Here is a 23,099-nt window from a genome sequence, read left to right as displayed (position 1 = left end):
TCCTGCAGGAGTGTCGCCAATTTAACTTGATACGCTGAAAAACAGCATCTATTGAATAATCTTTCTTATGATTGTAAAGTTTTTTAATATGTTCCCTTACAGTGCATTTAACCAAGGCCCAACTACCTCTCACTTGAAAAGAAAACGATACTAAGCGCAGGGAAAATACGAGACTCCTATGGGAAAGGAACAGTCTGAAGGCCCCACAGTGAGCGGTCTTTGCGAGCGAGGAGACTGAAGCGTTCCCCATGGAAAGCGAGTGTTTTTCCGCAGCGTTGGATCACAACTAAACTAGGGAAGAATGCACAAAAGCAAAGAATACTTAATGCGGACTTTATATAAAGTGTGCAAAAGCCAAAAAACAAAAATCGGTTCCGTTCGTTTGGAAAACTGTTTTAGAATACAATTGTTTTATTGCCATGAACGATGATGCGGTCTTCTAGATGCCATTTAATAGCACGTGCAAGTACACTGCGTTCAACAGACTGCCCTATTTTTTTCATATCTGCTGCATTATCTCTATGATCTACGCGACTAATGTCCTGATCAATAATTGGACCTTCATCTAAATCATTCGTTACGTAATGTGAAGTGGCCCCAATTAGCTTAACCCCACGGTTATAAGCACGCTCATACGGATTCGCACCAATAAAAGCCGGTAAAAAGGAATGGTGAATATTAATAATCCGATGCTTATGTACTTCTACAAATTCTGGGGTTAAGATTTGCATATAGCGTGCAAGAACAATTACATCGATCTGATAGTCTTCTAATAACTTTAATTGCTTTTTCTCTACTTCAGCACGAATATCCTTATTTGCAGGGATGTAATAATAAGGTATCCCTAGATTTTCAACCATCTCACGGGACGTTTCATGGTTACTAATTACCAAGGAGATGTCAGCCATCAAGTCCCCACTTTGCCACTCCCACAATAGCTCTAATAAGCAATGAGGCTCACGAGAAACAAATATAGCCATTTTTTTAATATTGTCTACATACGTAAACTTCCAATCCATTGAAAACTCCTGTGCAATGCTTTGAAAGTCCTCTTCTAGTTGCTTAGCCTTTGTCTTTAAATCCGGGGCTTCGAACTCAATACGTATAAAGAATTCTCCACCTTCTGGATCTGCTGAGTATTGGTTCGATTCAATAATATTTGCATTGTGTTCATATAAAAATTTAGAGACGGTCGCTACAATCCCTGGTTGGTCAGGACAATTAATTAACAGACGTGCTCTATTTTTGTTTTGTTGTTGAAATAAATTTATTTTTTCTTGAATATAACTGCTCATTATTAAATCCCTCTTTGCTCTAAGTAAAGTATATCTTCATACTTTATTCAAAAAAATATATAGATTCAAGTCTTTTGTCTTTTTCTATTTTGTTAAATCATAAACTTATTATGCTATATAAACAAATCATTCTGAAAATACCGCCTCTATTGCTTTTAGAAATTGATCTACTTCTTGCTTACTTGTTGTTAAAGGTGGAAGAACTCTAACTACATTAGGTCCTGCAACGAGAATTAACAAATGGTGGTCTTCTCTAGCCTTCGTTACATATTCAATAGCTTGCCCTTTCGTAACGATACCTATTAATAATCCTTTACCTCGAACAGCTTCAATAACCTCATATTTGGCTTGTAATTTTTGTAATTGTTCATATAAGTAATCGGCTATTTGATTGGATTTTTCAAGAACATTTGTTTCGGTAAATTGTTGTATTGTTGCAACCGCTGCTGCAGTTGCTACAGGATTCCCACCAAATGTACTACCATGTGATCCCGGTGTGAATGCTTTTGCCACATGCTCTTTTGCAAGCATTGCTCCAATAGGAATACCAGAACCTAACCCTTTTGCAAGTGTGATAACATCCGGTTCTATACCATATTGTTCATATGCAAATAATGTTCCCGTACGACCAATCCCCGTTTGTATTTCATCTACCATTAATAAAATATTGTTTTCTTTACAAATAGTAGCCAACTTATCTAACCAAACCTGATCCGCCGGAACTACTCCACCTTCACCTTGCACTAGCTCAAGCAAAACAGCACAGGTTTGTTTCTCTACTAGAGAATCTAATGCTGCTGTATCGTTATAGGCTAGATACCTAAAACCCGGTGTTAGAGGTGCAAATCCTTGTTGAATTTTCTCCTGTCCTGTAGCAGCTAATGTCGCCAACGTTCTACCGTGGAAAGAATTAGAGAAGGTTACCACTTCATATGCATCTGTACCTAAAACATCTTTAGCATACTTTCTCGCTATTTTTATAGCCGCTTCATTTGCTTCTGCCCCACTATTACAAAAAAACACTTGGTCACCACAGCTATTTTCTGTTAGTAGTTGTGCAAGTTTTTCCTGTGTTGGAATCGTATATAAATTCGAACAATGCCATAATTGTTCGAGTTGGCTATCAACTTGGGTTTTCACAGCTTCTGGTATGTGCCCTAAGTTACATGTAGCAATACCAGATGTATAATCTAAATATTGCTCGCCATTGTCATCCCACACAAAACTACCTTTTCCCTTCTTCAAAGTTAAAGGGAAACGATTATACGTTTGCATAACTGGGCTTAATTTTGTTGTATTAGTATCTTTAGACATAAGGCATCTCCTTATCTAACGAAATTCTTGTTCCGACCATTTTTCCATCCATAAAATCAACTAAACTATTCTGCTCCAGTCCATTAACAATGGATACTTCTGGTACGCTATGCGCTAAGGCTTTTAAAGCAGATTGTACTTTAGGAATCATTCCACCGTATATAACTTCAGTGGAAATCAATTGTTCAATTTTTTCTTTACCAGCATAGTGGAGTGTTTTTTTAACTCCATTTTCTTCTACATAAATACCAGGTATATCACTGATAAACAGTAGCTTAGCACCCAAAGCTTGCGCAATCGATGACGCTGCCATGTCAGCATTAATATTAAAGCGTTGACCACTTTCATCCATACCTATTGGTGAAATAACCGGAATAAAGCCTTGATCCGTTATGTTCTCTATAATGGATGTGTTGACTGTACGTACTTCACCGACGTACCCCAAATCCTGTTCTTGGGCTTGCTCTGTCGGTATTGCCTCTAGGAGTGAGCCATCTACACCACTAATACCATAGCCCTTACCTTTTACAGCATTTAGTTTTCGTACAATTTGCTTGTTCATCGAACCACTTAAAGCCATCTCCACTACATCTAATACTTCTTCGGTAGTAACCCGCAGACCATTTATAAAAGTGGATTTTACACCCATTTGATCTAGCATGGATGAAATTAATGGTCCGCCCCCATGAACTATAATCGGTGTCCATACGCCTGATTGATGTAACTCTGAAATGTTTTCATAAAAAGATTTTGGCAAGGAATCGAATACACTTCCACCACATTTAATTACTACATATTTCACAGTTCATCCCTCCTTACGTCCGGTAGGAAGCATTAATTCTGACATATTCGTACGAAAGGTCACAACCCCAAGCTGCGGCACTTCCCTCGCCATCACCTAATTCCGCATGAATAACAACGGTATCCTGTAATAAATATGTCTTTGCTTTTTCTTCATCAAAAGCAAACGGCACACCTTGCTTTACGACAGCAATTGGTCCAAGTGAAATATTTACTTTATTTGGATCTAGTTGTTGTCCGCTATATCCAATTGCAGTTATCACTCTACCCCAATTAGCATCTGCGCCATGAATCGCTGTTTTAACTAAATTTGAAGAAATAATCGATTTACTGATTGCTTGTGCAGCCTCATCCGAGTTAGCACCTCTTACTTGTACTTCAATTAATTTACTGGCACCTTCGCCATCTCTTGCAATCTCTTTAGCTAGTAATTCACAAACAACACTAAGTGCATTAACAAATAATAACCATTCTGGATGATTTTCTGTCAGGGCTTTATTTTGAGCCTTCCCATTTGCCATTACTAATACCATGTCATTTGTACTTGTATCACCATCAACAGTAATCATATTAAATGACTTATTCGTTATCTCTTTTAGCGCCGCAGTTAGTGCTTGATCATCTACTTCTGCGTCTGTTGTTATGAAGCTAAGCATTGTTGCCATATTTGGATGGATCATTCCGGACCCTTTAGCAACACCACCGATAGAAATTAATTTGCCATCTATCTCTACTTGTACTGCCACACCTTTTTCACGTGTATCTGTTGTGAGGATTGCTGTTTCAAAACGAGATGTTTCTTTATTTTCTTGATCATGAACTCGCTCTATACCGTTCTGGATTTTAGCCATTGGTAGTGGCTCTCCGATCAATCCAGTCGATGCTACAGCAGTTAAATATTCAGGAATTCCCATTGCTTTTGCAAAGCTTTCTCTCATTTCATAAGCATCTTTTAACCCTTGTTCCCCAGTACACGCATTCGCTACACCCGAATTAACAATAAGAGCCTGAAGCTTGTTTTCCTTGGCAATACTTTCTTGCGTTACTTTCAAAGGTGCTGCTTGAAATACATTTGTCGTGTACACTCCCGCGGCTTGGGCGGGAACATCTGAATATAGCCAGCCTAAATCTAGCTTTTGTTTACGTATCCCACAATGCAATCCACCCGCTGAAAATCCTTTCGGCGTTGTAACACTTCCCCCTGTTACTAGATCAATTTTTTCCTTTGTTGTCACCTGATTCACTTGTTCCATTCCGCACCCTCCTAAGGATAAATAGGTATCTGTTTTAAGCCTGTTGTTACATCCCATCCATTTAATATGTTCATATTTTGAATTGCCTGACCTGATGCACCTTTAACTAAATTGTCTATAACTGAAATGATGGTTAGCTTGCCCGTTCTCTTGTCCACGTGAATTCCAATGTCACAATAATTACTTCCATATACTTCTTTTGTAGAAGGAATCATGCCCTCTGGTCGCACACGTACAAATGGATCATTCTCGTAGTATGACTGGTACAAGTCTATGATTTCCTTCGTTGTTTTTTCTGTTATTAAATTCGTATAAATTGTGCTCATAATCCCTCTAGTCATTGGGACTATATGTGGGGTGAACGTAACTTGTAAAGGAACACCCGCCTCCCACTGAAGCGCCTGTTCAATTTCAGGTATATGCTTATGTTCACCCAACTTATATGCTTTAAAGTTTTCATTCATCTCTGAATAATGAACATTTAATGATAGACTCCTACCAGCACCTGACACACCAGTTTTCGCATCTATTATAATTTGTTGATTGTCTATGATATTACTTTTAATAGCTGGAATTAATCCTAGCAATGTCGATGTAGGATAGCACCCCGGGTTAGCAATGAGTTGTGCATTCCTTATTTCATCTTGATAGATTTCACTTAATCCATAAACCGCTTGATCGACATAGGATTGTTTAGCCGCTGTCGACTGGTACCACGACTCATATTCATCTGGGGAATTCAAACGGAAATCACCAGATAAATCAATGCATTTAACTCCATTTTCTATAAATTCTGGAATTAAGTCTTTACTCACATTAGAAGGTGTTGCAAAAAAAACTAAATCTACTACTTTACTTAAACTCGAAATGTTCAATGCTTCCATTGTCATATTTATTGCATCTATTGTATGAGGATAAACAGAAGCTAAATCTGTTCCGCTTTGTGAATGAGAGATAATTGCTTCCAATTGAACATATGGATGATTATTTAAAAATTTAATTAATTCGACTGCTCCGTATCCAGTACCACCTATAATAGCTACTTTCACGTTCTAACACACTCCTAATTCCGTATGGGTTGGTTTATTATTATACTTGAATATGCATGTTTATACAATACTGTTTTGAGATTTTTACCAATAATTATAGGTTTTTTTATAAAATACAGTAAAACTCTTTGTTACAACTAATATATAACATAGAATAAAACTGCTAGATTTGATTGATTATATCTATTTAAATAGGTTCCAGTTAAAATATAAGCAATATTAAACAATTTGAATAATTATCCACTCGTATATATTTTTTCTAAAATGGCTATAAAAAATAAACCGATGAGATCCGTATCCCATCGGCTTTGCATTTAACCTATTATTTTCTTGAATTAACTACTGTATTTTCTAATGTTCCTATATTTTCAATTTCCATTGATATGTTATCGCCTGCTTGTAAAAAACACGGTGGATTCATAGCCATACCGACGCCATCTGGTGTACCTGTAAGAATTATATCGCCTGGCTCTAATGTTATAAGGTTAGATATAAATGAAATGATAAAAGGTACACTAAATATTAAATGTTTTGTATTTGATGACTGCCGCACCTCTCCATTGATTAGCGTTTTTACATTCAAGTTAGATGGATTTGTTAACTCATCTGTTGTAACAATCCATGGTCCGACTGGCGTACTTCTATCCAGAGATTTACCTTGTAACCACTGTGGCGTTCTCTTCTGCAAATCACGTGCAGAAACATCATTGCCAATTGTATAACCAGCTACATAATCAAGTGCTTCATCCTCGTTAATAGATGTCGCTTCTTTTCCTATAATAATAGCAAGCTCTACCTCATAGTCTAATTTGTTAGTCATAGAGGATTTTTCTATATCATCTTCTGGACCTATTAATGCATTATTAAATTTAGCAAAAAGAACAGGATATTCAGGGATATCACTCTTCATTTCTGCGACGTGGTCCTTATAATTTTTCCCTACGCAAATAATTTTCGATGGATTAGGTACGGGGGCTCCTAACCTTATATCCTTTCGCGAAATAAATAAATTCGTTATGTGTTGATCTTTCATATACATATCTACTTCTTTCGCTCTATGTATTCCAATCAATCCGAGTTTAAAAAAATCGTCAGGGGTATGTGGAAGTAATGTATCTACTATATTAACTAATTCTTTTTCTTCCTCATGAAGTAGCATAGAACGATAGGATTCTTGCAAATCAATCACACCTTCTTCATACAATAGACCCGTTCGATATGAACCAATGACACCTTTATACTTATAGCTTATAAGTTTCATCTAAGTCACTCCATCCTGAGAATTTCTACTAGTATTGTACCATTCTTTCACACTTGGTTAATCTCTTATTAGTCACACTGGAACAAAATGGCTAACGACTGTTGACACTACTGTTAATTAGACCTATATTTATTAGTGTGAGAAAATTCAATTAATTTAGATTGAGGAGGAGCTTATTTGTTTTGAAAACAAACACAGACAATTCGAATATAGAGACTATTCTAAAGGAAGTTGAGAACGTTTCTTTTGTTGGTAGGGACAGAGAACTGAGCCTATTTAAGCAGTGGTTGCTCGACGCAACCGCAAAAAGAAAGATACTTAACCTTCATGGAACTGGCGGAACAGGAAAAACCTATCTTCTAAATGCTTTTGAAAGAATTGCAACCCAAGAGAATTATATCTTCTTGCAAGTCGATTGCAGGGATTTTATTCAAACCCCACTAACCCTTGCCGAAAATCTTCTAACTCAACTATACAGTAAATACAATTACACTCAGAATAATAATACCTATACACTTCAAGAATGCTTTCACGTATTTAATGAATTAGCACAACCAATTGTCATAGCTATTGATTCGTATGAACAAATGCAAGGACTTGAACGTTGGTTTAGAAATGCCTTCCTGCGCCAACTTCCTGTAAACGCACGTATCATTATATGTGGACGCCATCCTTTGAAGGGTGAGTGGCAAGAATCTCCTGCTTGGAGAACGATAGTAAAAAAAATGAAACTTACCGATTTTAATTATTCGATTACAAAGCAGTACTTAAAACATTATGAAATAGTTAATGAGGCATTTATTCAACGCATTTGGGTAATTACAAAAGGCCACCCATTGGCATTATCTTTAGCTGTACTCACAAATGAAAACACAAATTTAGATCAGGAGATTTTTGATACAAACAGTGGTTCTACACCTATTTTGTTACAACTTACCCGTTTATGGTTGCTCGAGGCCTATGATGAAGAATTGCAAACTTTAACAGAAGCCGCTGCAGTCCTAAGGCATTTCGAGCAATCTAGTCTTGAATTTGTATTACAAAAAAAGATTCCTATTAATCTATTTAACCAACTTATTTCGTTATCATTTGTTACACGCAGAAAAAATGGATGGTACGTACATGACCTGATTCGCGATACGATTAAAGTAGACTTAAAAAGTAGGAACCACGACAAATATATAATGCTCCGGGAACGATCCGCAGCGTTTTATCATAGTAAAGTGAATCGAACACACGCAGAGTTTGATATAGCTGAATTCTTTTACCATCTTGGCGACGAATTTATTCAATCTACTTTTTTTCAGGATACGATAGATGACAGCCTATACTTGGAACAAGTTGGCGAGCATAATATTAATGAGATTAAAAACTATTTTATAAGAAGGAAAGAATTATTAGCTGAAGATAACGCTGATTTTTTTAACAGAGAAACAAATAACACCTACAAACACTATGTATCTTTACACCATAATAGAATGGAATCTAAGTTATTAGATGAAAATTACATCACTAAGATGGGTTATGAAGGGGCACGTCTCTTAAAAAATAAAAATGATGATACACTTGGCTTATCAGTCATTGTTCCTATAAACAAAAGAACGATAACACAACTTGAGAATGAGCCTGTATCTTCTTGTTATTTTAGACAATTGGATTCAGAAGAATATCAAGCATACGCTGAGGTGGAAACTAATTCTGGGTGGTTTATTCGGATGTTAGATTGTTTAGATCCTAAAGATACGTCCTCACGCTCTTATCTCTTATACAATTTATTTCCGTTGCTTTTATCTGGAGGTAGGATCATAACTTCTACCCCTTTGTCCTTTTTCCAGGAACTATTAAAAAACTTTGGTTTTGTAGAAGTACCTGGTGCAGTCCATTATGATTTCGGCCAAGATCATCCATCTCCTACTTACTTGCTTGATGTAAGAGGGAATCGGCTCAGTGCTTATCTTGATAATTTCTCTAAAACATTAAATTCTCAAGATCGAATTAATATGATTATGAGAACCTATTCATTTACAGAACGAGAAAAGGAAGTAGTAAGACTCATCCTCGATGAGTGTAGCAATAGCCAAATAGCTGAACAACTATTTGTTGCAGAAATAACGGTTAAAAAACACGTCGGTCGTATATTAAAAAAGGTGGATGTAAAAAACAGAACACAATTAATTAAAAGATTAATAGAACTTATTTAAGTAAGGTAAGCTCTTGCTTACCTTACTTTGTTTATATAACACGAAATACCAGAAATAATATAACCATCTAACTTACTTGATCAAATTCCATTTTCCAATCATTGGCAAAGGTTTCTTTTTACCATTAGCTGCATTAATAATCCCCATCACTAATAATACACATGCAAGGATATAGCCAACCGGGAAAATAATAAACCAACCAATTATCGGAATGATTGTTGCAACTATGTTAACACCTACAAATAAGAGAAATAGCGAAAGACCCTGGTTAGCGTGATACATAGCAAACTTTGATTCCTTAGCGGCTAGAATGGGGACAAAAAAAATGATGTACGCTAATATTCCCATCCCTTTATTTTCTTCTGCATCCTTCGCTTCTTCATTTCCGCCTGCCGATTTAGACGTTTGGTTTGCCTGCTCTTGACTACTATTTTCTGCATTCATATTCTCTGACAATGGATCATCCTCCTATAAAACATTTTTATGGGTATAAAATATTTAATATAAATACTAGTATCTCCCTATGTTAAAAGCGACATAGTGAATTAAGACGCCTATAGGGATATGAAAAAAGCTTATCATAGCATGATAAGCCTGTAATGTATCCCTAGGTATATAATTGAACTGACAGTTTAAAGAAATTTCTAATTTTCTATTGAATTATAGTCACGAGCGTGTTTTGATTGTAGCTTCACTTTAATTCTACGTCCATTTCAGCTCCATGTTTCAGAGTGTTTCCTACTGTACAAGCTCTCTTCGCAGAGGAAATAAGTTTTGTTTTTATTTCTTCATCTAAATTGGTTTTTAGTTCAACTTGAACTGTTAAACGTTCTATTCTTGAAGGACTTCCTTCTGCCTTATGTGGTTCTACATATATGTTATACGCCTCTATCTCTAATTCATCACGTTCCACTAGCGCATCAATAGATAAAGCCATACATAAACTTACCGAGCTACATAATAACTCAAATGGAGTGTAACCATCTGCATTCGTCTCTGAATTAGCACCGTTCACTGTTACATCCTTATTATTTTTCATTTTAAAGGATCCTTTTTCTGCTCTCTCTAATGTAATCAATACGATCCCCCCTCACATGCCTATTATGATTATATATACTTTCTCCTAATATGCACTTATTTATTCGAAAGGTCCTTTATACATTGCGCCAAGTTGACTACTTGTTTCGTTTGCTCATACACTAGCTGCTCAGCCTGCTCAATACATTGATTCAAAGCTAATGGTTTATTAATAATCGAAAAACAACCCGCAAATTTCAATCGCAAAGCATTTACGTCCCCACTTAAGCTACCAGATATCAAAACAGCAGGTATGTTATATTTTGTTGCTAAATCAGCAACATATGCAGGCGCCTTTCCCCTTAAAGTCTGATCATCACTTTGGCCCTCACCTGTGATAACAAGATCAGATTTTCTTATAACTTTCTCCAATCCAGCTGCACCACCTAAAAGTTCTGCACCTGATTCTAATTTCCCCCCCAAAGTAAGCAGAGCAAACCCTAGTCCACCAGCAGCTCCAGCACCGTGGATAGTTTGATAAGCTTTACCGAGCTCTCGTTCCACTAAAAAAGCATAGTTTTGTAATGCATCATCAAATCGTTCAACTTGGTTAGGAGTAGCTCCTTTTTGCGGTCCATATACTGCACTCGACCCATAAGGACCACACAATGGGTTATCTACATCACAAGCAACGCGGATATCCACATCGCTCATTCTTTTATCGATTCCTTTAAAATTAACATGATTAATATTAAATAAATCTGATCCAAATGACCCTACAGCTTTACCATCTTGATCATTGGCTTTTAAACCTAATGCTTGTAACATACCTAGCCCACCATCATTAGTTGCACTACCACCCAATCCAATTATAAATTTCCTATACCCTTTCTCTAAACCATCTTTTATCACTTCACCTATTCCATAAGTTGTTGTTCGTTCAGGATTTCGATCCGCTTCAGGTACCTGAACAAGCCCAGATATGTTTGCCACCTCAATAATAACTGTTTCATCATTTGTCACAGCATAGAACGTATTTATTTTTTTCCCTAGTGGCCCTGTACATGTAATTGTAATTCTTTGACCTTCCGTTGCTGCAAGCATCGTATCAATCGTGCCTTCTCCCCCGTCAGCCATTGGCTTTACTATCACTTGGTGAAGTTTATCAAGGTCATTTATCGCTCTCTTCATCACGCTTGCAACCTCTAAGGCTGTTAAACTTCCTTTGTAAGAATCCGGAGCAACTACAATATTCATTCGATTTCACCCTTTTCAAAAATATATTATGTTAACAATTCTCGTTTATCTATATAGCTTATTTCGATACTCTACTGATATTTCCCTTTATGAACTAGTATTCCAAATAAAAAAACACCCTGACTGGGTGTTTTTCAAATCATTATAGAAACTCGCTAGTCTAATCACTTTTTAACGTGTGGCACCTTATAGTACTTTGCTTAAAAATGCCTTTGTTCGTTCGTGTTTAGGATTTCCGAATATCTCTTCAGGCTTATCTTCTTCTACTACTATACCTTCATCCATAAATATGACCCGATCTCCAACCTCACGAGCAAATCCCATCTCATGAGTGACTACGACCATTGTCATACCTTCTGTTGCTAGTTGCTTCATTACCTCCAACACTTCCCCTACCATTTCGGGATCGAGTGCCGATGTTGGTTCGTCAAAAAGCATTACTTTAGGTTCCATTCCAAGTGCACGAGCAATGGCAACACGTTGTTTCTGTCCACCGGAAAGAGAATCCGGAAAAGCATCTGCTTTTTCCTCTAATCCAACTTTTTTGAGTAGTGCCTTTGCTTTAGGAATAGCATCCCGTTTATTCCACTTTCTCACAACTAACATAGGTAATGTAATATTTTCTAGAACTGTTTTATGAGGAAATAAATTGAATTGTTGAAAAACCATTCCTACTTCTGTGCGCACTTCATTAATATCAGTCTTTTTATCGGTAATATCAACGTCTTCAATGTAGACGTGACCATCCGTTATTGACTCAATTAGATTCATACAACGTAACAACGTCGATTTTCCAGATCCTGATGGACCGATTACTACGACAACTTCTTGAGCTTGAACCTCTAAACTAATATCCTTCAGGACTTCTAAAGACCCAAATGACTTTCGAAGATTTTTGACGGAAATCATTCAGTATCCAACCTTCTTTCTATATAATTTAACAAGTAAGTTAGTGACAGAGTTAATATTAAATATATAAATGCAACCGTTAAATATGGTTCCCAGACTCTGTAATGTTGACCAACTGCAGCTCTTCCCCAATATAGCAGCTCTGGAGCTGCAATAATCGCCCCTAAAGAAGAATCCTTCAATAATACAATAAATTCATTGCCTAGTGGTGGTATCATTCGTTTAAAGGCTTGCGGTAAAACAACGTAACGCATCACTTGAAACTTGTTCATCCCTAACGAGTGTGCCGCCTCCGCTTGGCCTTTGTCAAGCGATTTTATTCCTGCACGGAAAATCTCAGCGACGTAAGCAGCAGAATTTAGTGATAACGTTACAACTAACGAGGCGATTGTATTTGGCTGTTCTAAAATTAAATTCATAACAGCAAAATGGATTAGAAATAGTTGAACAAGTAGAGGTGTTCCTCTAAAAAAATTAATATACCATATAAATGGTAACCGTAGAGGCCAAAACTTAATCATTTTACCTAAACCAATAAATAGACCTAATACCATTCCAATAAATATTCCTGCTAGTGACACCCCGACTGTTAATGCTGCCCCTTTTAAAAAGAATGGGAAATATTCCACTACTATTTCGAGTCGAAAATCGATACCTAAGTTATCTAGCATTTCTTGAATAAGCACTAAAAAATCATTCATCATACTACTCCTTTATTAAAGTTGAGTATCTGTTGTTAAGTTTTTAACCAAAGCGCAAAAGTAGCGTAACGTTATATCGTTACGCTACTTTTTACTAATATTATTTATTCTGCAGCATTTAATAATTCATCCGTGTTAGGCTCTGCCCCAAACCACTCTTTATAAATCTCTGCATACTTGCCACTTTCGATAACAGTGGTTAAAGCCGCATCTACATCTGTTACTAATTCACTGTCTTTAGGAAACATAAAGCCATAATATTCAGCTTCAAAACTTTCTTCATCTGTAATTGCTTCTACTTTTGCATCAGGATTATTTGCTACGTACTCATCAGCTACCACGTTATCTGTTACAACAGCTTCTATATCACCGTTTGCCAATGCCATGAAAGCAACAGCAGTAGTCTCATATTTAGAGATAGTGCTACTGTTTTCACCTACTATTTTTTCTGCAGCATCCTCACCTGTTGTACCATTTTGAACACCAATCTTAAGACCTTCTAAATCAGCAGCACTTGTAATATCTGATCCTTCATTAAATACAATCATGTGTGTTGATTTAAAATATGGTGTTGAGAAATCATAAGTCGCTTTGCGATCATCATTAATTGTTATGGCAGATACACCAAAGTCTAAGTCTTTTTGTTGCAATGATGCAAACATTGGATCCCATCCAACGTTTTTCAATTCATACTCATAACCAGCTTCAACCATTACCGCTTCTAATATATCAACATCAAAACCAACTATTTCACCAGTTTCCATGAACTCAAACGGTGCAAAGGCTGCATCTGTTCCAATTTGTAATACTTTTTTTTCTTCTGGCTCGTCTGCTGCACTTTCTTCTGTCGAATCACTTTCTGTATCTGAGCCTGTTGTATTTGATTCTTCATTACCACTTGTACCACAAGCAACCAATGTAAGAAGTCCAACTAGTAATAAACCTAAATAAATTAAAGATAAGTACTTTTTCATAATTATTCACTCCTGATTGTTTTAGTTTCATTTTCTGTAGATAAATAATAACCTATTAAACCTACGTTTTCAATAGTTTTTTTGCGTTTTTTTCACATGAAGTTTTTTGAATATTTTATACAATTAAATACAAAAACGTGAATTATTATACACTCCTGCCATTTAAAACAAACTAGGACTACTACAGATAACTGTCTTATAAACAATAGTCTTAATAATCAAAATAGTCAAAGTAGTTGTTGGATTATCTAACAAAAAAGAACAGATAGTAATTTAAAATACAATCTGCTCCTTGTGAACTATATTTAATTAATGAGTACGTTAATAAATTCATTATATGTCTTACTTTTGACTAGTTCTTGCACTAATGCAGTGTTATCTACAATTTTACCTAACATATCATACATCGTTTGTAAGTCTTCACTACTATTTTTCTTAACGTTTAATAAGCAAATAAATTGCACTTGCCTATCCGCCCAAAATATAGGTTTTTCTAACGTGCAAATAGTTAAAAAGGTTCGATCTGTTTGCGCAGTTATCGGGTGTGGGATTGCTACAAAGTTTCCAAAAGCTGTTGGCGCAACCGCTTCCCTTTCATTTACTGCGTCTAAGTAGTTTTCATCAACTAAATCCTTAATTAGAAGTTGATCGACTAAAAAGTTCAACACTTCCTCTTTCGTTGTAAAGGATTGTCTTAAAAAAACTAACTCCTTTTTTATATATTCAAAGACACTCGTGCCATTATTGAGTACAAAAGACTCTATATTTTCTAAATCTTTATCTCCAAGAATCGTATTGACTTCTATTACTTGAACTGGAAGTGATTTAGTAATTGGCACAGAACTTACTATAAAATCTGTTTTATCAAAGGCTATTTGGTCTAACTTATAATATTCTGTTGTTCCAATCACTTCTAGTTTTGATCCAAATTTAGATTGTAACTTATATTTGATTAATTGAGCACTCCCTAAGCCCGAAGCACAAACAATCATGCACCGTTTGGGGCCTGTTTCTAGTTTTCTTCGTTCCATCGCTGCACCAATATGAAGTGCTAGATAACCTATTTCATTTTCATCAATCGTAGCTCCCATATGATTCTCTAAAACCATCCCAGCGACAATACCAGCTTCAAAAGCTAATGGATAATTAGATTTTATAGCATCAATCATTGGATTTCGCACATTCATTCCATACCGGTACCTATTCATGGCTGGTTTAAAATGTAATCCTAATCCAATAATAAGCTCTCGGTCATGCCTGATACCTAATTTCATTTTCTTTTCTATCGTTTCTAACACAGAGATTGTTAACTGATATACTTCTCCCTCCATTACATTGGCAATTTCTTGTTCACTAATATTTGTTTGGCTGACCAATTTGGTACCTAATAAATGTATTGCTATATATGCTATCTCAACTCGAGGAAACGAAACCTCTAACACTTGTTCTGTTTTCTTTACAATTTCTTGTGCAACTTGGTATTCTTTTTGTTTCATGATCTCTTTTTGCTCTTTGTTATAAAGTGAGACATGGTGTCCACTTTTAATTCGTTTATATGCAATAGCAATATGGATAAATAAATTATTAATGGCAATATCAGATAGCGTTATATTATTTTCTTTGATTTGTTCAAGAATTATTGTCCAAATTACATCTAAATTTTTTTCTTGTGTCAAAGAAGATAATTGGTCATTCCAACTAGAGTTGGCAACCCTTTCATTTCGATCAAAAACATATTCGGAAATGGCAAAACGAAGCTTCACTTCACTCCCCTTTACTTTAAAACCATAATTCGGCCTTCTTTCCATACCTATACTATACCGTTCTAATATTTTTTTCACTTGCCTCAAGTCATTTTGAATCGTTGACTTGCTAACATGCATTTCATCAGAAAGGTCATCCAGCTTTAAATACGCATCAGCTAATAGTAACCGCTTAATCAAATACTTTATTCGTTCTTCTGGTAAGTCCGGCACAAATTCTTGGTCCAGTTCGTCTTGGATAAATTGCTGCAGGTAAGAACGGAATTTCTGATTATCATTTATCTGCAGCTGATAGCCCTTTCCTTTTATTGATGAAATAACAGCACCATTACTTTCGAGTAAATAAACTAAGCCTTTGATATCATCTCGAATTGTTCTAGAAGTAACCTGAACAACATTAGCTAGATATTCACTAGTTAATGCATTCTCTGAAGCTATTAATTCTTTCAATATTTGCATTAAACGAGAGTTCATTTTATCATCTCCTCTTATTTAGGAGTTCTCAAGAAGCACTTTATTAAATTGATTATTTAATGGTTTTAGAATAGCATTCTATTATATATTGCACTAGCCCCATTTAGCCTATAATCACTATCCCATATCTTAAAACTAATAACTTACAAATAACGTGAAAAGCGCAGCATGCAAATCCTGCTGCTACGCTCCATGTAGTCACTTAAAAACCATTATTAGTTGATACATCAGTAAACCATGTAGCGCTCTTCTTAGCAGTTCGTTCCTTTGTTTCTAAATTAACCGAGTAAAAACCATATCTATTCTTATACGCATTCATCCATGACCAGTTATCTAGAAATGTCCATAAATGATAGCCTTTAGCGTTACACCCTTCATTGATTGCTTTATGCAACCACTCTAAGTGACCTTTAATAAAGTCAATTCTATAATCATCCTCTATTCTTCCATCCTTAATAAATCTTGCTTCATCTTGAACACCCATACCATTTTCCGATATAAACGACTCTACATTCCCGTAGTTATCTCGTAAATTAATCATAATATCATAGATACCTTTTTCATAGATTTCCCATCCTCTATATGGGTTCATCTTTCTTCCAGGCATTTCATAGTTATCAAAAAACCAATCAGGCATAAACGGACTATACGGATTAGGTAATGTTTCTTTTGATTTCACTCGGCGAGGTTGGTAATAATTCACACCTAAAAAATCAATAATATTATTTTTCAATAGCTCCTTGTCACCAACTTCTGTTTCAGGCAACTGTCCGTGTTCCTCTAAAAGTTGTACTAATTCCGTTGGGTATTCCCCTTTCACAGCCGGATCAAGAAAGCTCCTATTAAAAAACAAGTCACAAATATTGGATGCTTTTAAGTCTGCAGGATTACTACTTCTTGGATAAGATGGTGTTAAGTTAAGAATGATACCAATCTGCCCATCTTCAACATTTAGTGAATGGTACACCTGAACTGCTTTCGCGTGAGCAATCATCGTATTATAAGCAACTTGAAAAGCACGCTTGGCATCTACCACATTTGGATAATGGAAGTCATATAAATAACCACCTTCGACAGGTACTATTGGCTCATTAAAGGTAAACCACTTTTTCACCCTATCCCCAAATAACTCAAAGCTTTTTTGAGCGTATTGCTCGTAAGCATCAATTACTCTTCTACTTTCCCAGCCGCCTATATCTTGAAGTTCTAGTGGCATATCAAAATGAAATAAATTAACAAATGGTTCTATATCGTTTTCGATTAGTTCATCGATCACATTATTGTAAAAAGTCACTGCTTCTGGATTAACTTCTCCTTCACCACCAGGAATCAACCTAGACCAAGAAATCGATAAACGAAAGCTGTTGTGACCAATTTGCTTCATTAACTGAATATCTTTTTTATATTTATTGTAAAAATCTGATGTTGTTTCCGGACCTACACCATCAAAGAAACGATTAGGTTCGGTAGCATACCAATGATCCCAAATATTCAGACCTTTTCCACCCTCAGATGCAGCACCTTCCATCTGAGTTGCCGATGTTGCACTACCCCACCAAAACCCATCAGGAAATTTATATTGTATAGACATAATCTATGAAACCCTCCAATTATTTATTTCGGTATATCTCAATAATTTCAATTGCTAGATCTCTGACTGTCATTGCAGTCATCAGGTGATCTTGAGAATGGACAAGAATGACGTTTACTGATTGTCCTTGACCACGCGCTTCTTCATGTAATAACTTTGTTTGAAATTCATGCGCTTTCCCTAGTTCAATGCTAGCTTCTTCTATTTTTCTATCAGCAGCATCAAAATCCCCTTCTTTAGCTTCCTGGATTCCTTCCATTGCACTAGATCTTCCATTTCCTGCATAAAGAATTATTTGAAATGCTATTTCCGTCATCGTATTTGACATAGATTTTCACCCCTGTAGTAGTCCCTTTTCATTTAAAAAGGATATCCATATCTTCCAACTTTTCTTCATAGAAGATATGGATTTGTTTTATATTTTGGATTTAAATTAAGACTGCGCTTTTTTCTCATTTTCATAGTACTGTTTATCCATAACTTTCAAGAAAGGCCACCAAATTACTAGAACAATAGCGATATTTACTAACTGAAGTAACGCACCTTGCCAAGCGTTACCAGTTGCAAGAAAACCACTAATTATGGCTGGTGTAGTCCACGGCACGATAACACCTGAAGGATATGGAACAAGACCTGAAGCCATTGAGAAATACGTAACAAACGTTATAACTACTGGCGCTATAAGCCATGGAATAATTACTAATGGATTCATAATAATCGGCAAACCGAATATTATCGGCTCGTTCACATTGAAAATTCCTGATGGCGCACTTAGTTTCCCTATTTCCTTTAATTGACGACTTCTTCCTATAAGAAAGATACCTAATATAACAGCAAGCGTCATACCGGAACCACCAATACCAACGATAAATGTATCAATAAACTGTTTAGTAACGATGTTAGGAAGTATTTCACCAGCCTGGTATGCTGCTAAATTTTGGTTATTTAAAGTGTACCAGATTGGATCAAAAACTGAGTTAACAATAATTTGCCCATGTAGACCAAAGAACCAGAATAACTGTATTAACAATACTGCAACAACCGTTGCAGGCAAGCCACTTCCTAATGCAGTCAATGGCTCTTGAATAACGGTATAAATTAAGTTTTGAAGCGTATTAAACTGTGTGTAACTAAAAATAATTCTAACAATTAAAAAAGTGGAAAGTGTTAATGTAATTGGAATTAATGCACTAAACGATCGCGACACGGCACCAGGTACACCTGCAGGCATTTTGATAGTCCAATTTTTTTGCACAAAAAAGCGGTAGAGCTCCGCAGAGACAAATGCTGTGAGTATTCCAAGAAACATACCTTGTGCCCCTAAACTTACTGTTGGTATTACACCACCAACTGAATGCATTACTCCTGATTCTAATCCACTAATAATCTCTGAAGTAATTTCAAATTCAATCAATTGTGGAGTTAATATTAAAAATGATGCAATTGCTACCGTACCTCCGTATATCGCTTCACCTTTGTAATGCTCTGTTAATTTATAACCAATCCCTATGATTACAAATAACCCCATAAGACTAAGTGTGGAGGCTGATGCTGGACCGAGTGCATTTTGGTAAGCAGCCCATGCTTCTTCACTAACAAGTTTGTCGAGAAATGGTAAGTTTGCAATAACTACAAAAATGGAACCAAAAATAATAAAAGGTAGTGCTACCATAAAACCATTTCGTAATGCCGTTAGATAACGGTTATTATTAAGCTTTTCTGCAATCGGCATTAAGATATTTTCTAATACATCCATAAACCTATTCATTACAATGCTCCTCTCTTTCTTTTATTCACCAATTAATTCTAGTGCTTTATTCAAAACAGCTTCACCATCGACTCTTCCATACGCCATTGGATCAATAACATCTAAGGGAATTCCAACTTCATTTGCTGTTATGGAAAATTTCTTTTTCATAAACCTCATTTGCGGTCCAATTAATAAAACGTCTGCGCGTTCCATTTCTTTTGGTGCTTTATCTTGAGCAACAGCCCAGATTTCTGTTTCGATTCCTTTTGCATCTGCAGCTTCTTTCATTTTGGAAACCAATAAACTTGTCGACATTCCCGCTGAACATGCTAGTAAAATACGTTTCATTTATAATTCCTCCTTAAAAGGTTAAAATAGTTTTGTTGAACTACCTTCATTGTAATGAATAAGCGTTTACATTTACACTTAATGTTTTTCCGCTTAAAAGCGGAAATGATTAATATCAAATAAGTATTAGGTCACAACAAAAAACTTAGCTAATTAGAATACACTCTAAGATTAACTAAGTTTTTTTGTTATTTTATAGTAGATTGTCGTGGACTTAACATCTATAAATTTCGTGTTTTGTCATGTTAATTTCCACTCCGGATAGTATATGAAATCGGTATGATATGATAGGGTTTAATAAGACTATTGAATTAAAAAGGTTTTATTATATATAATGCCATTTTACGTTTCCATTAGTGTCTTATGAATCCATATTGCTGCCTGCATACCGTCTCCCATTGCAATCGTTACTTGTTCTGAATGTGCTACAACATCACCAGCAGCCCAGACATACTCAATATTAGTCATTTGGGTTCTTGGATTTACGAGTATATGTTTATTTTTATGAAGTTCAACTCCTATTTCACTTGCAAGTGTTGAGTTGATTTGATTGTTACCAAAAGCAACAAAAGCATGATTTGCCATATACGTTTCTCCATTATGCAAAATCACACCATTAAAAGCATCCTCCGTTTTGAGTACCTCTTTTATTGGTTCACTTACATATGCGATTCCTTTTTCTTCTAGTTTGTCCAATAACCCTTCTTTCACCTGTTTTTGCTCATGATTGATGTAAGTGAGTTCATTTGACCAGTAACTCAATGTTAATGCCATATCCACACCTACTTCTCCTGAGCCAAGTATAAGCGCCTTTTCATCCTTAATTTCATACCCATCACAATCTGGACAAATATAAACACTCGTACCTAAACAAGGATAAATTTGATCGAATAAAGGTAAGCGATCGATTACACCAGTTGCAAATAGAATTCGTTTCCCTTTGTAGCTTGTCCGCTCTGTATTCGCTATAAATAAATCATCATAGTTCTCGACTGATTCTACGGTTTCATTTGCAAATTTTACGCCTAAATCTTTAGCCTGTTTCGTTCCTATATCACGCAGTGTCTGACCACTTACACCTTCTGGCCAGCCGAGCAAGTTATGATAACATCTACACAGATTAGAGCGAGCCGGTGTTGTGGAATCTATGACAAGCACATGATGTTGATACCTCCCTAACTGAATTGCCGCTTGAATTCCAGCTATGCCACCACCAACTATAATACAATCATAATTAACCATGAAAACAACCTCCATTTTTAACTTGCTACACCTATATTGTTGTCACCAATACATATTTCATTCTGTAAAAAACTCCATAAAAAAACCACACACTATTTCAGAATGTGGCTTCTAGTATTTATAAAAGAATTGCTAACAATACCGGTAGTGTAATGATACTTAACAAAGTACTTGTTAATGTAGCACTTGATACAAATCCAGGTTTGGCATCAAATTGTAATGCATACATCGTCGTATTGGCGGCTGTAGGCATCGCAGCCATCAGAATTAATATATCTTTTACCATTTCGTCTACAGGTAAAGGAATGGTAATCAAGTAGGCAATAACTGGGGCAATGGCCAGCTTAAAAACTAAAGCAGTGGATAACTTTCCTATCTCCAGTTTCTTTAGACTGATAGTTGCTAATTGCATTCCTAATACAATCATGATTGTTGGAATAGTAGCATCTGAAACCATATTTACAGCAGTCATTACTTCGCTACCTATATCGAAGTGGAATAGATTAAAGATTATACCCAATATAGCTCCATATACAATCGGCACTTTTATAACTTCCTTCATAGGAGAAGCCATAACTTCTTTCCCATCGGCACCACCTTTAGCCGCAACATAGATGCCAATCGTACACATGATTAACTGTTGTAAAACCATTAGAATGACTGCATAATGAAAACCGGGCTCACCAAAAACCAGTAAGACGAGTGGGGTTCCGTAATTACCATTATTCATAAAAACAGATGCTAAAACGAAACTACTTGTATTTGCACTATTCCACTTTTTAAAATAGGCAACTAAATAACAAATACCAATTGAAATAATACAGAGTAGAATTAAAAATGTACCTAGATACAGATAATCCATGTTTAAGTCATTTTGATAAAAAGTGCGAAAAGCTAAAAATGGAGACATTAAATACAACGCCATTGTTGAAATTGGTTTTATATCAAGTTTAAAAAACTTCATACCAATAAAGCCAATGGCAAATACTCCGAATATAGGAATTAGTACATTTATAAAGCTCATAAAAAATCACCTGATTTCGATTATACGTAAATTTCAGCAATCTTGCCAGACATAATTTAAATATATCTAGGTTTCATTCAAATGCATATTAAGATTTAGTTATTTTATCTTTTTTCCATTTCGCTTTTCGAATTACTTGATTAATTATTTCAGAAAAGACTAAGCCTAAACCGATTGCACCTGATATTAATAGCGCTTTCGCAGCTAATTGTATTGCTACATTATAATCATTCTCTACGAAGTTTCTCATCGCATCATAGGCTAATCCTCCAGGGACCAATGGAATAATACCGGAGACATTAAAGATAATAATTGGTGTTTTAAATAATTTTGCACATAATTGACTCAATACTGCCACTAAAACAGATGCTGCAACCGTTGCAGGTACCGCATCTACACCTTCAAAGACAAGCAAAGTGTAGATAAGCCAACCTAACATACCAACAACACCACACTGTATGAGTGATTTTTTCGGTGCATTAAATAGTATTCCGAATCCTGCAGCGGCAAAAAAACTAGTGATAAGTTGTTCAATAATCATTGTTATCCCTTTCTTATTCGCTTAACTTTACTGACAACTCCCACAGCTAAAGCAGTGGGGTTCAAAAGTACTTGCAAGCTTCTCAAATGGCGCCCTTATCTTTCCTTTTTAGAAAGAGTTTCCGCCAAAGTACTGACATGCTTTTCCCTCAAACATTAACGGACGTATTGCGTATAGCAAGGCACTTCTCTCAACAAGCCTTAGAGACTCTTGATATGCTTTTCGTTCCGACTTTTATTGGACGTTGTCACGACCAAATAGGTTTGTTTTATGCGATAAACCAACGCAATGTTTTATTTGATGATTGTTTTAAACGTTCTACTTCATCATTATG

22 protein-coding genes are annotated in these 23,099 nt (G+C 35.8%); 2 read left to right on the top strand and 20 right to left on the bottom strand.

Translation table 11 applies throughout. The annotated features are described in order from the left end of the window. Nucleotides 1-395: 395 nt before the first annotated feature. From purU to QQS35_RS03465, 6 genes are all read right to left on the bottom strand, one after another. Nucleotides 396-1,295: a formyltetrahydrofolate deformylase gene (gene purU / locus QQS35_RS03490; RefSeq protein ID WP_285930417.1), complete on the bottom strand. Its 900-nt coding sequence runs from the start codon at nucleotides 1,293-1,295 to the stop codon at nucleotides 396-398. A 126-nt stretch (nucleotides 1,296-1,421) separates the two neighbouring features. After that, on the bottom strand, nucleotides 1,422-2,609 hold the full coding sequence (locus QQS35_RS03485) for an acetylornithine transaminase (protein ID WP_285930416.1): 1,188 nt from the start codon (nucleotides 2,607-2,609) through the stop codon (nucleotides 1,422-1,424). After that, nucleotides 2,602-3,411: an acetylglutamate kinase gene (argB, locus tag QQS35_RS03480; protein WP_285930415.1), complete on the bottom strand. Its 810-nt coding sequence runs from the start codon at nucleotides 3,409-3,411 to the stop codon at nucleotides 2,602-2,604. Before argB ends, QQS35_RS03485 begins: the two co-directional genes overlap by 8 nt. 13 nt (nucleotides 3,412-3,424) lie before the next feature. Then, on the bottom strand, nucleotides 3,425-4,663 hold the full coding sequence (argJ, locus tag QQS35_RS03475) for a bifunctional ornithine acetyltransferase/N-acetylglutamate synthase (RefSeq protein WP_285930413.1): 1,239 nt from the start codon (nucleotides 4,661-4,663) through the stop codon (nucleotides 3,425-3,427). An 11-nt stretch (nucleotides 4,664-4,674) separates the two neighbouring features. Further along, nucleotides 4,675-5,712, bottom strand: coding sequence for an N-acetyl-gamma-glutamyl-phosphate reductase (argC, locus tag QQS35_RS03470; protein WP_285930412.1), 1,038 nt, complete (start codon nucleotides 5,710-5,712; stop codon nucleotides 4,675-4,677). Nucleotides 5,713-6,034: 322 nt separating this feature from the next. Continuing rightward, entirely contained in the window at nucleotides 6,035-6,973 is a 939-nt protein-coding gene (locus tag QQS35_RS03465; protein ID WP_285930411.1) for a fumarylacetoacetate hydrolase family protein, read from the bottom strand. 182 nt (nucleotides 6,974-7,155) lie between these two features. On the opposite strand from QQS35_RS03465, the gene QQS35_RS03460 reads away from it, so the two are divergent. Then, entirely contained in the window at nucleotides 7,156-9,174 is a 2,019-nt protein-coding gene (locus QQS35_RS03460; protein ID WP_285930410.1) for a LuxR C-terminal-related transcriptional regulator, read from the top strand. Between the two features lie 72 nt (nucleotides 9,175-9,246). On the opposite strand, the gene QQS35_RS03455 is transcribed toward QQS35_RS03460, so the two are convergent. From QQS35_RS03455 to QQS35_RS03390, 14 genes are all read right to left on the bottom strand, one after another. Continuing rightward, nucleotides 9,247-9,630, bottom strand: a complete 384-nt coding sequence (locus QQS35_RS03455; protein WP_285930409.1) for a hypothetical protein — start codon at nucleotides 9,628-9,630, stop codon at nucleotides 9,247-9,249. A 235-nt stretch (nucleotides 9,631-9,865) separates the two neighbouring features. Continuing rightward, nucleotides 9,866-10,252: an OsmC family protein gene (locus QQS35_RS03450; RefSeq protein WP_285930407.1), complete on the bottom strand. Its 387-nt coding sequence runs from the start codon at nucleotides 10,250-10,252 to the stop codon at nucleotides 9,866-9,868. Between the two features lie 56 nt (nucleotides 10,253-10,308). Continuing rightward, complete coding sequence (locus QQS35_RS03445; RefSeq protein WP_285930405.1) at nucleotides 10,309-11,448, bottom strand: glycerate kinase; 1,140 nt, start codon at nucleotides 11,446-11,448, stop codon at nucleotides 10,309-10,311. Between the two features lie 186 nt (nucleotides 11,449-11,634). Beyond that, entirely contained in the window at nucleotides 11,635-12,357 is a 723-nt protein-coding gene (locus QQS35_RS03440) for an amino acid ABC transporter ATP-binding protein (protein WP_285930404.1), read from the bottom strand. Next, complete coding sequence (locus tag QQS35_RS03435) at nucleotides 12,354-13,010, bottom strand: amino acid ABC transporter permease (RefSeq protein WP_285930418.1); 657 nt, start codon at nucleotides 13,008-13,010, stop codon at nucleotides 12,354-12,356. Before QQS35_RS03435 ends, QQS35_RS03440 begins: the two co-directional genes overlap by 4 nt. 152 nt (nucleotides 13,011-13,162) lie before the next feature. Then, nucleotides 13,163-14,032, bottom strand: a complete 870-nt coding sequence (locus QQS35_RS03430) for a basic amino acid ABC transporter substrate-binding protein (protein WP_285930403.1) — start codon at nucleotides 14,030-14,032, stop codon at nucleotides 13,163-13,165. 305 nt (nucleotides 14,033-14,337) lie between these two features. Next, nucleotides 14,338-16,269, bottom strand: a complete 1,932-nt coding sequence (locus tag QQS35_RS03425) for a BglG family transcription antiterminator (RefSeq protein WP_285930402.1) — start codon at nucleotides 16,267-16,269, stop codon at nucleotides 14,338-14,340. 202 nt (nucleotides 16,270-16,471) lie between these two features. After that, on the bottom strand, nucleotides 16,472-17,860 hold the full coding sequence (locus QQS35_RS03420) for a glycoside hydrolase family 1 protein (protein WP_285930401.1): 1,389 nt from the start codon (nucleotides 17,858-17,860) through the stop codon (nucleotides 16,472-16,474). 19 nt (nucleotides 17,861-17,879) lie between these two features. Further along, the gene (locus QQS35_RS03415) at nucleotides 17,880-18,188 is read right to left on the bottom strand and encodes a PTS lactose/cellobiose transporter subunit IIA (RefSeq protein ID WP_285930399.1); all 309 of its coding nucleotides are present in this window, start codon (nucleotides 18,186-18,188) and stop codon (nucleotides 17,880-17,882) included. A 105-nt stretch (nucleotides 18,189-18,293) separates the two neighbouring features. Then, on the bottom strand, nucleotides 18,294-19,628 hold the full coding sequence (celB, locus tag QQS35_RS03410; protein ID WP_285930397.1) for a PTS cellobiose transporter subunit IIC: 1,335 nt from the start codon (nucleotides 19,626-19,628) through the stop codon (nucleotides 18,294-18,296). Between the two features lie 21 nt (nucleotides 19,629-19,649). Beyond that, nucleotides 19,650-19,958: a PTS sugar transporter subunit IIB gene (locus QQS35_RS03405; RefSeq protein ID WP_285930395.1), complete on the bottom strand. Its 309-nt coding sequence runs from the start codon at nucleotides 19,956-19,958 to the stop codon at nucleotides 19,650-19,652. A gap of 342 nt (nucleotides 19,959-20,300) precedes the next feature. Next, the gene (locus QQS35_RS03400) at nucleotides 20,301-21,200 is read right to left on the bottom strand and encodes an NAD(P)/FAD-dependent oxidoreductase (protein WP_285930393.1); all 900 of its coding nucleotides are present in this window, start codon (nucleotides 21,198-21,200) and stop codon (nucleotides 20,301-20,303) included. Nucleotides 21,201-21,318: 118 nt separating this feature from the next. Continuing rightward, nucleotides 21,319-22,224 carry an AEC family transporter gene (locus QQS35_RS03395; RefSeq protein WP_285930391.1) on the bottom strand — a complete coding sequence of 302 codons (906 nt, stop codon included), beginning with the start codon at nucleotides 22,222-22,224 and terminating at the stop codon, nucleotides 21,319-21,321. A gap of 88 nt (nucleotides 22,225-22,312) precedes the next feature. Further along, nucleotides 22,313-22,765: a threonine/serine exporter family protein gene (locus tag QQS35_RS03390; RefSeq protein WP_285930388.1), complete on the bottom strand. Its 453-nt coding sequence runs from the start codon at nucleotides 22,763-22,765 to the stop codon at nucleotides 22,313-22,315. A gap of 71 nt (nucleotides 22,766-22,836) precedes the next feature. On the opposite strand from QQS35_RS03390, the gene QQS35_RS03385 reads away from it, so the two are divergent. Then, nucleotides 22,837-23,099 (top strand): hypothetical protein (locus QQS35_RS03385; RefSeq protein WP_285930271.1); only part of this gene is annotated, 263 nt, incomplete at its 3' end.

The organism is Aquibacillus rhizosphaerae (assembly GCF_030282825.1).
Lineage (GTDB): Bacteria > Bacillota > Bacilli > Bacillales > Amphibacillaceae > Aquibacillus_C > Aquibacillus_C rhizosphaerae.
This window is presented reverse-complemented; position numbering and strand designations above follow the sequence as displayed.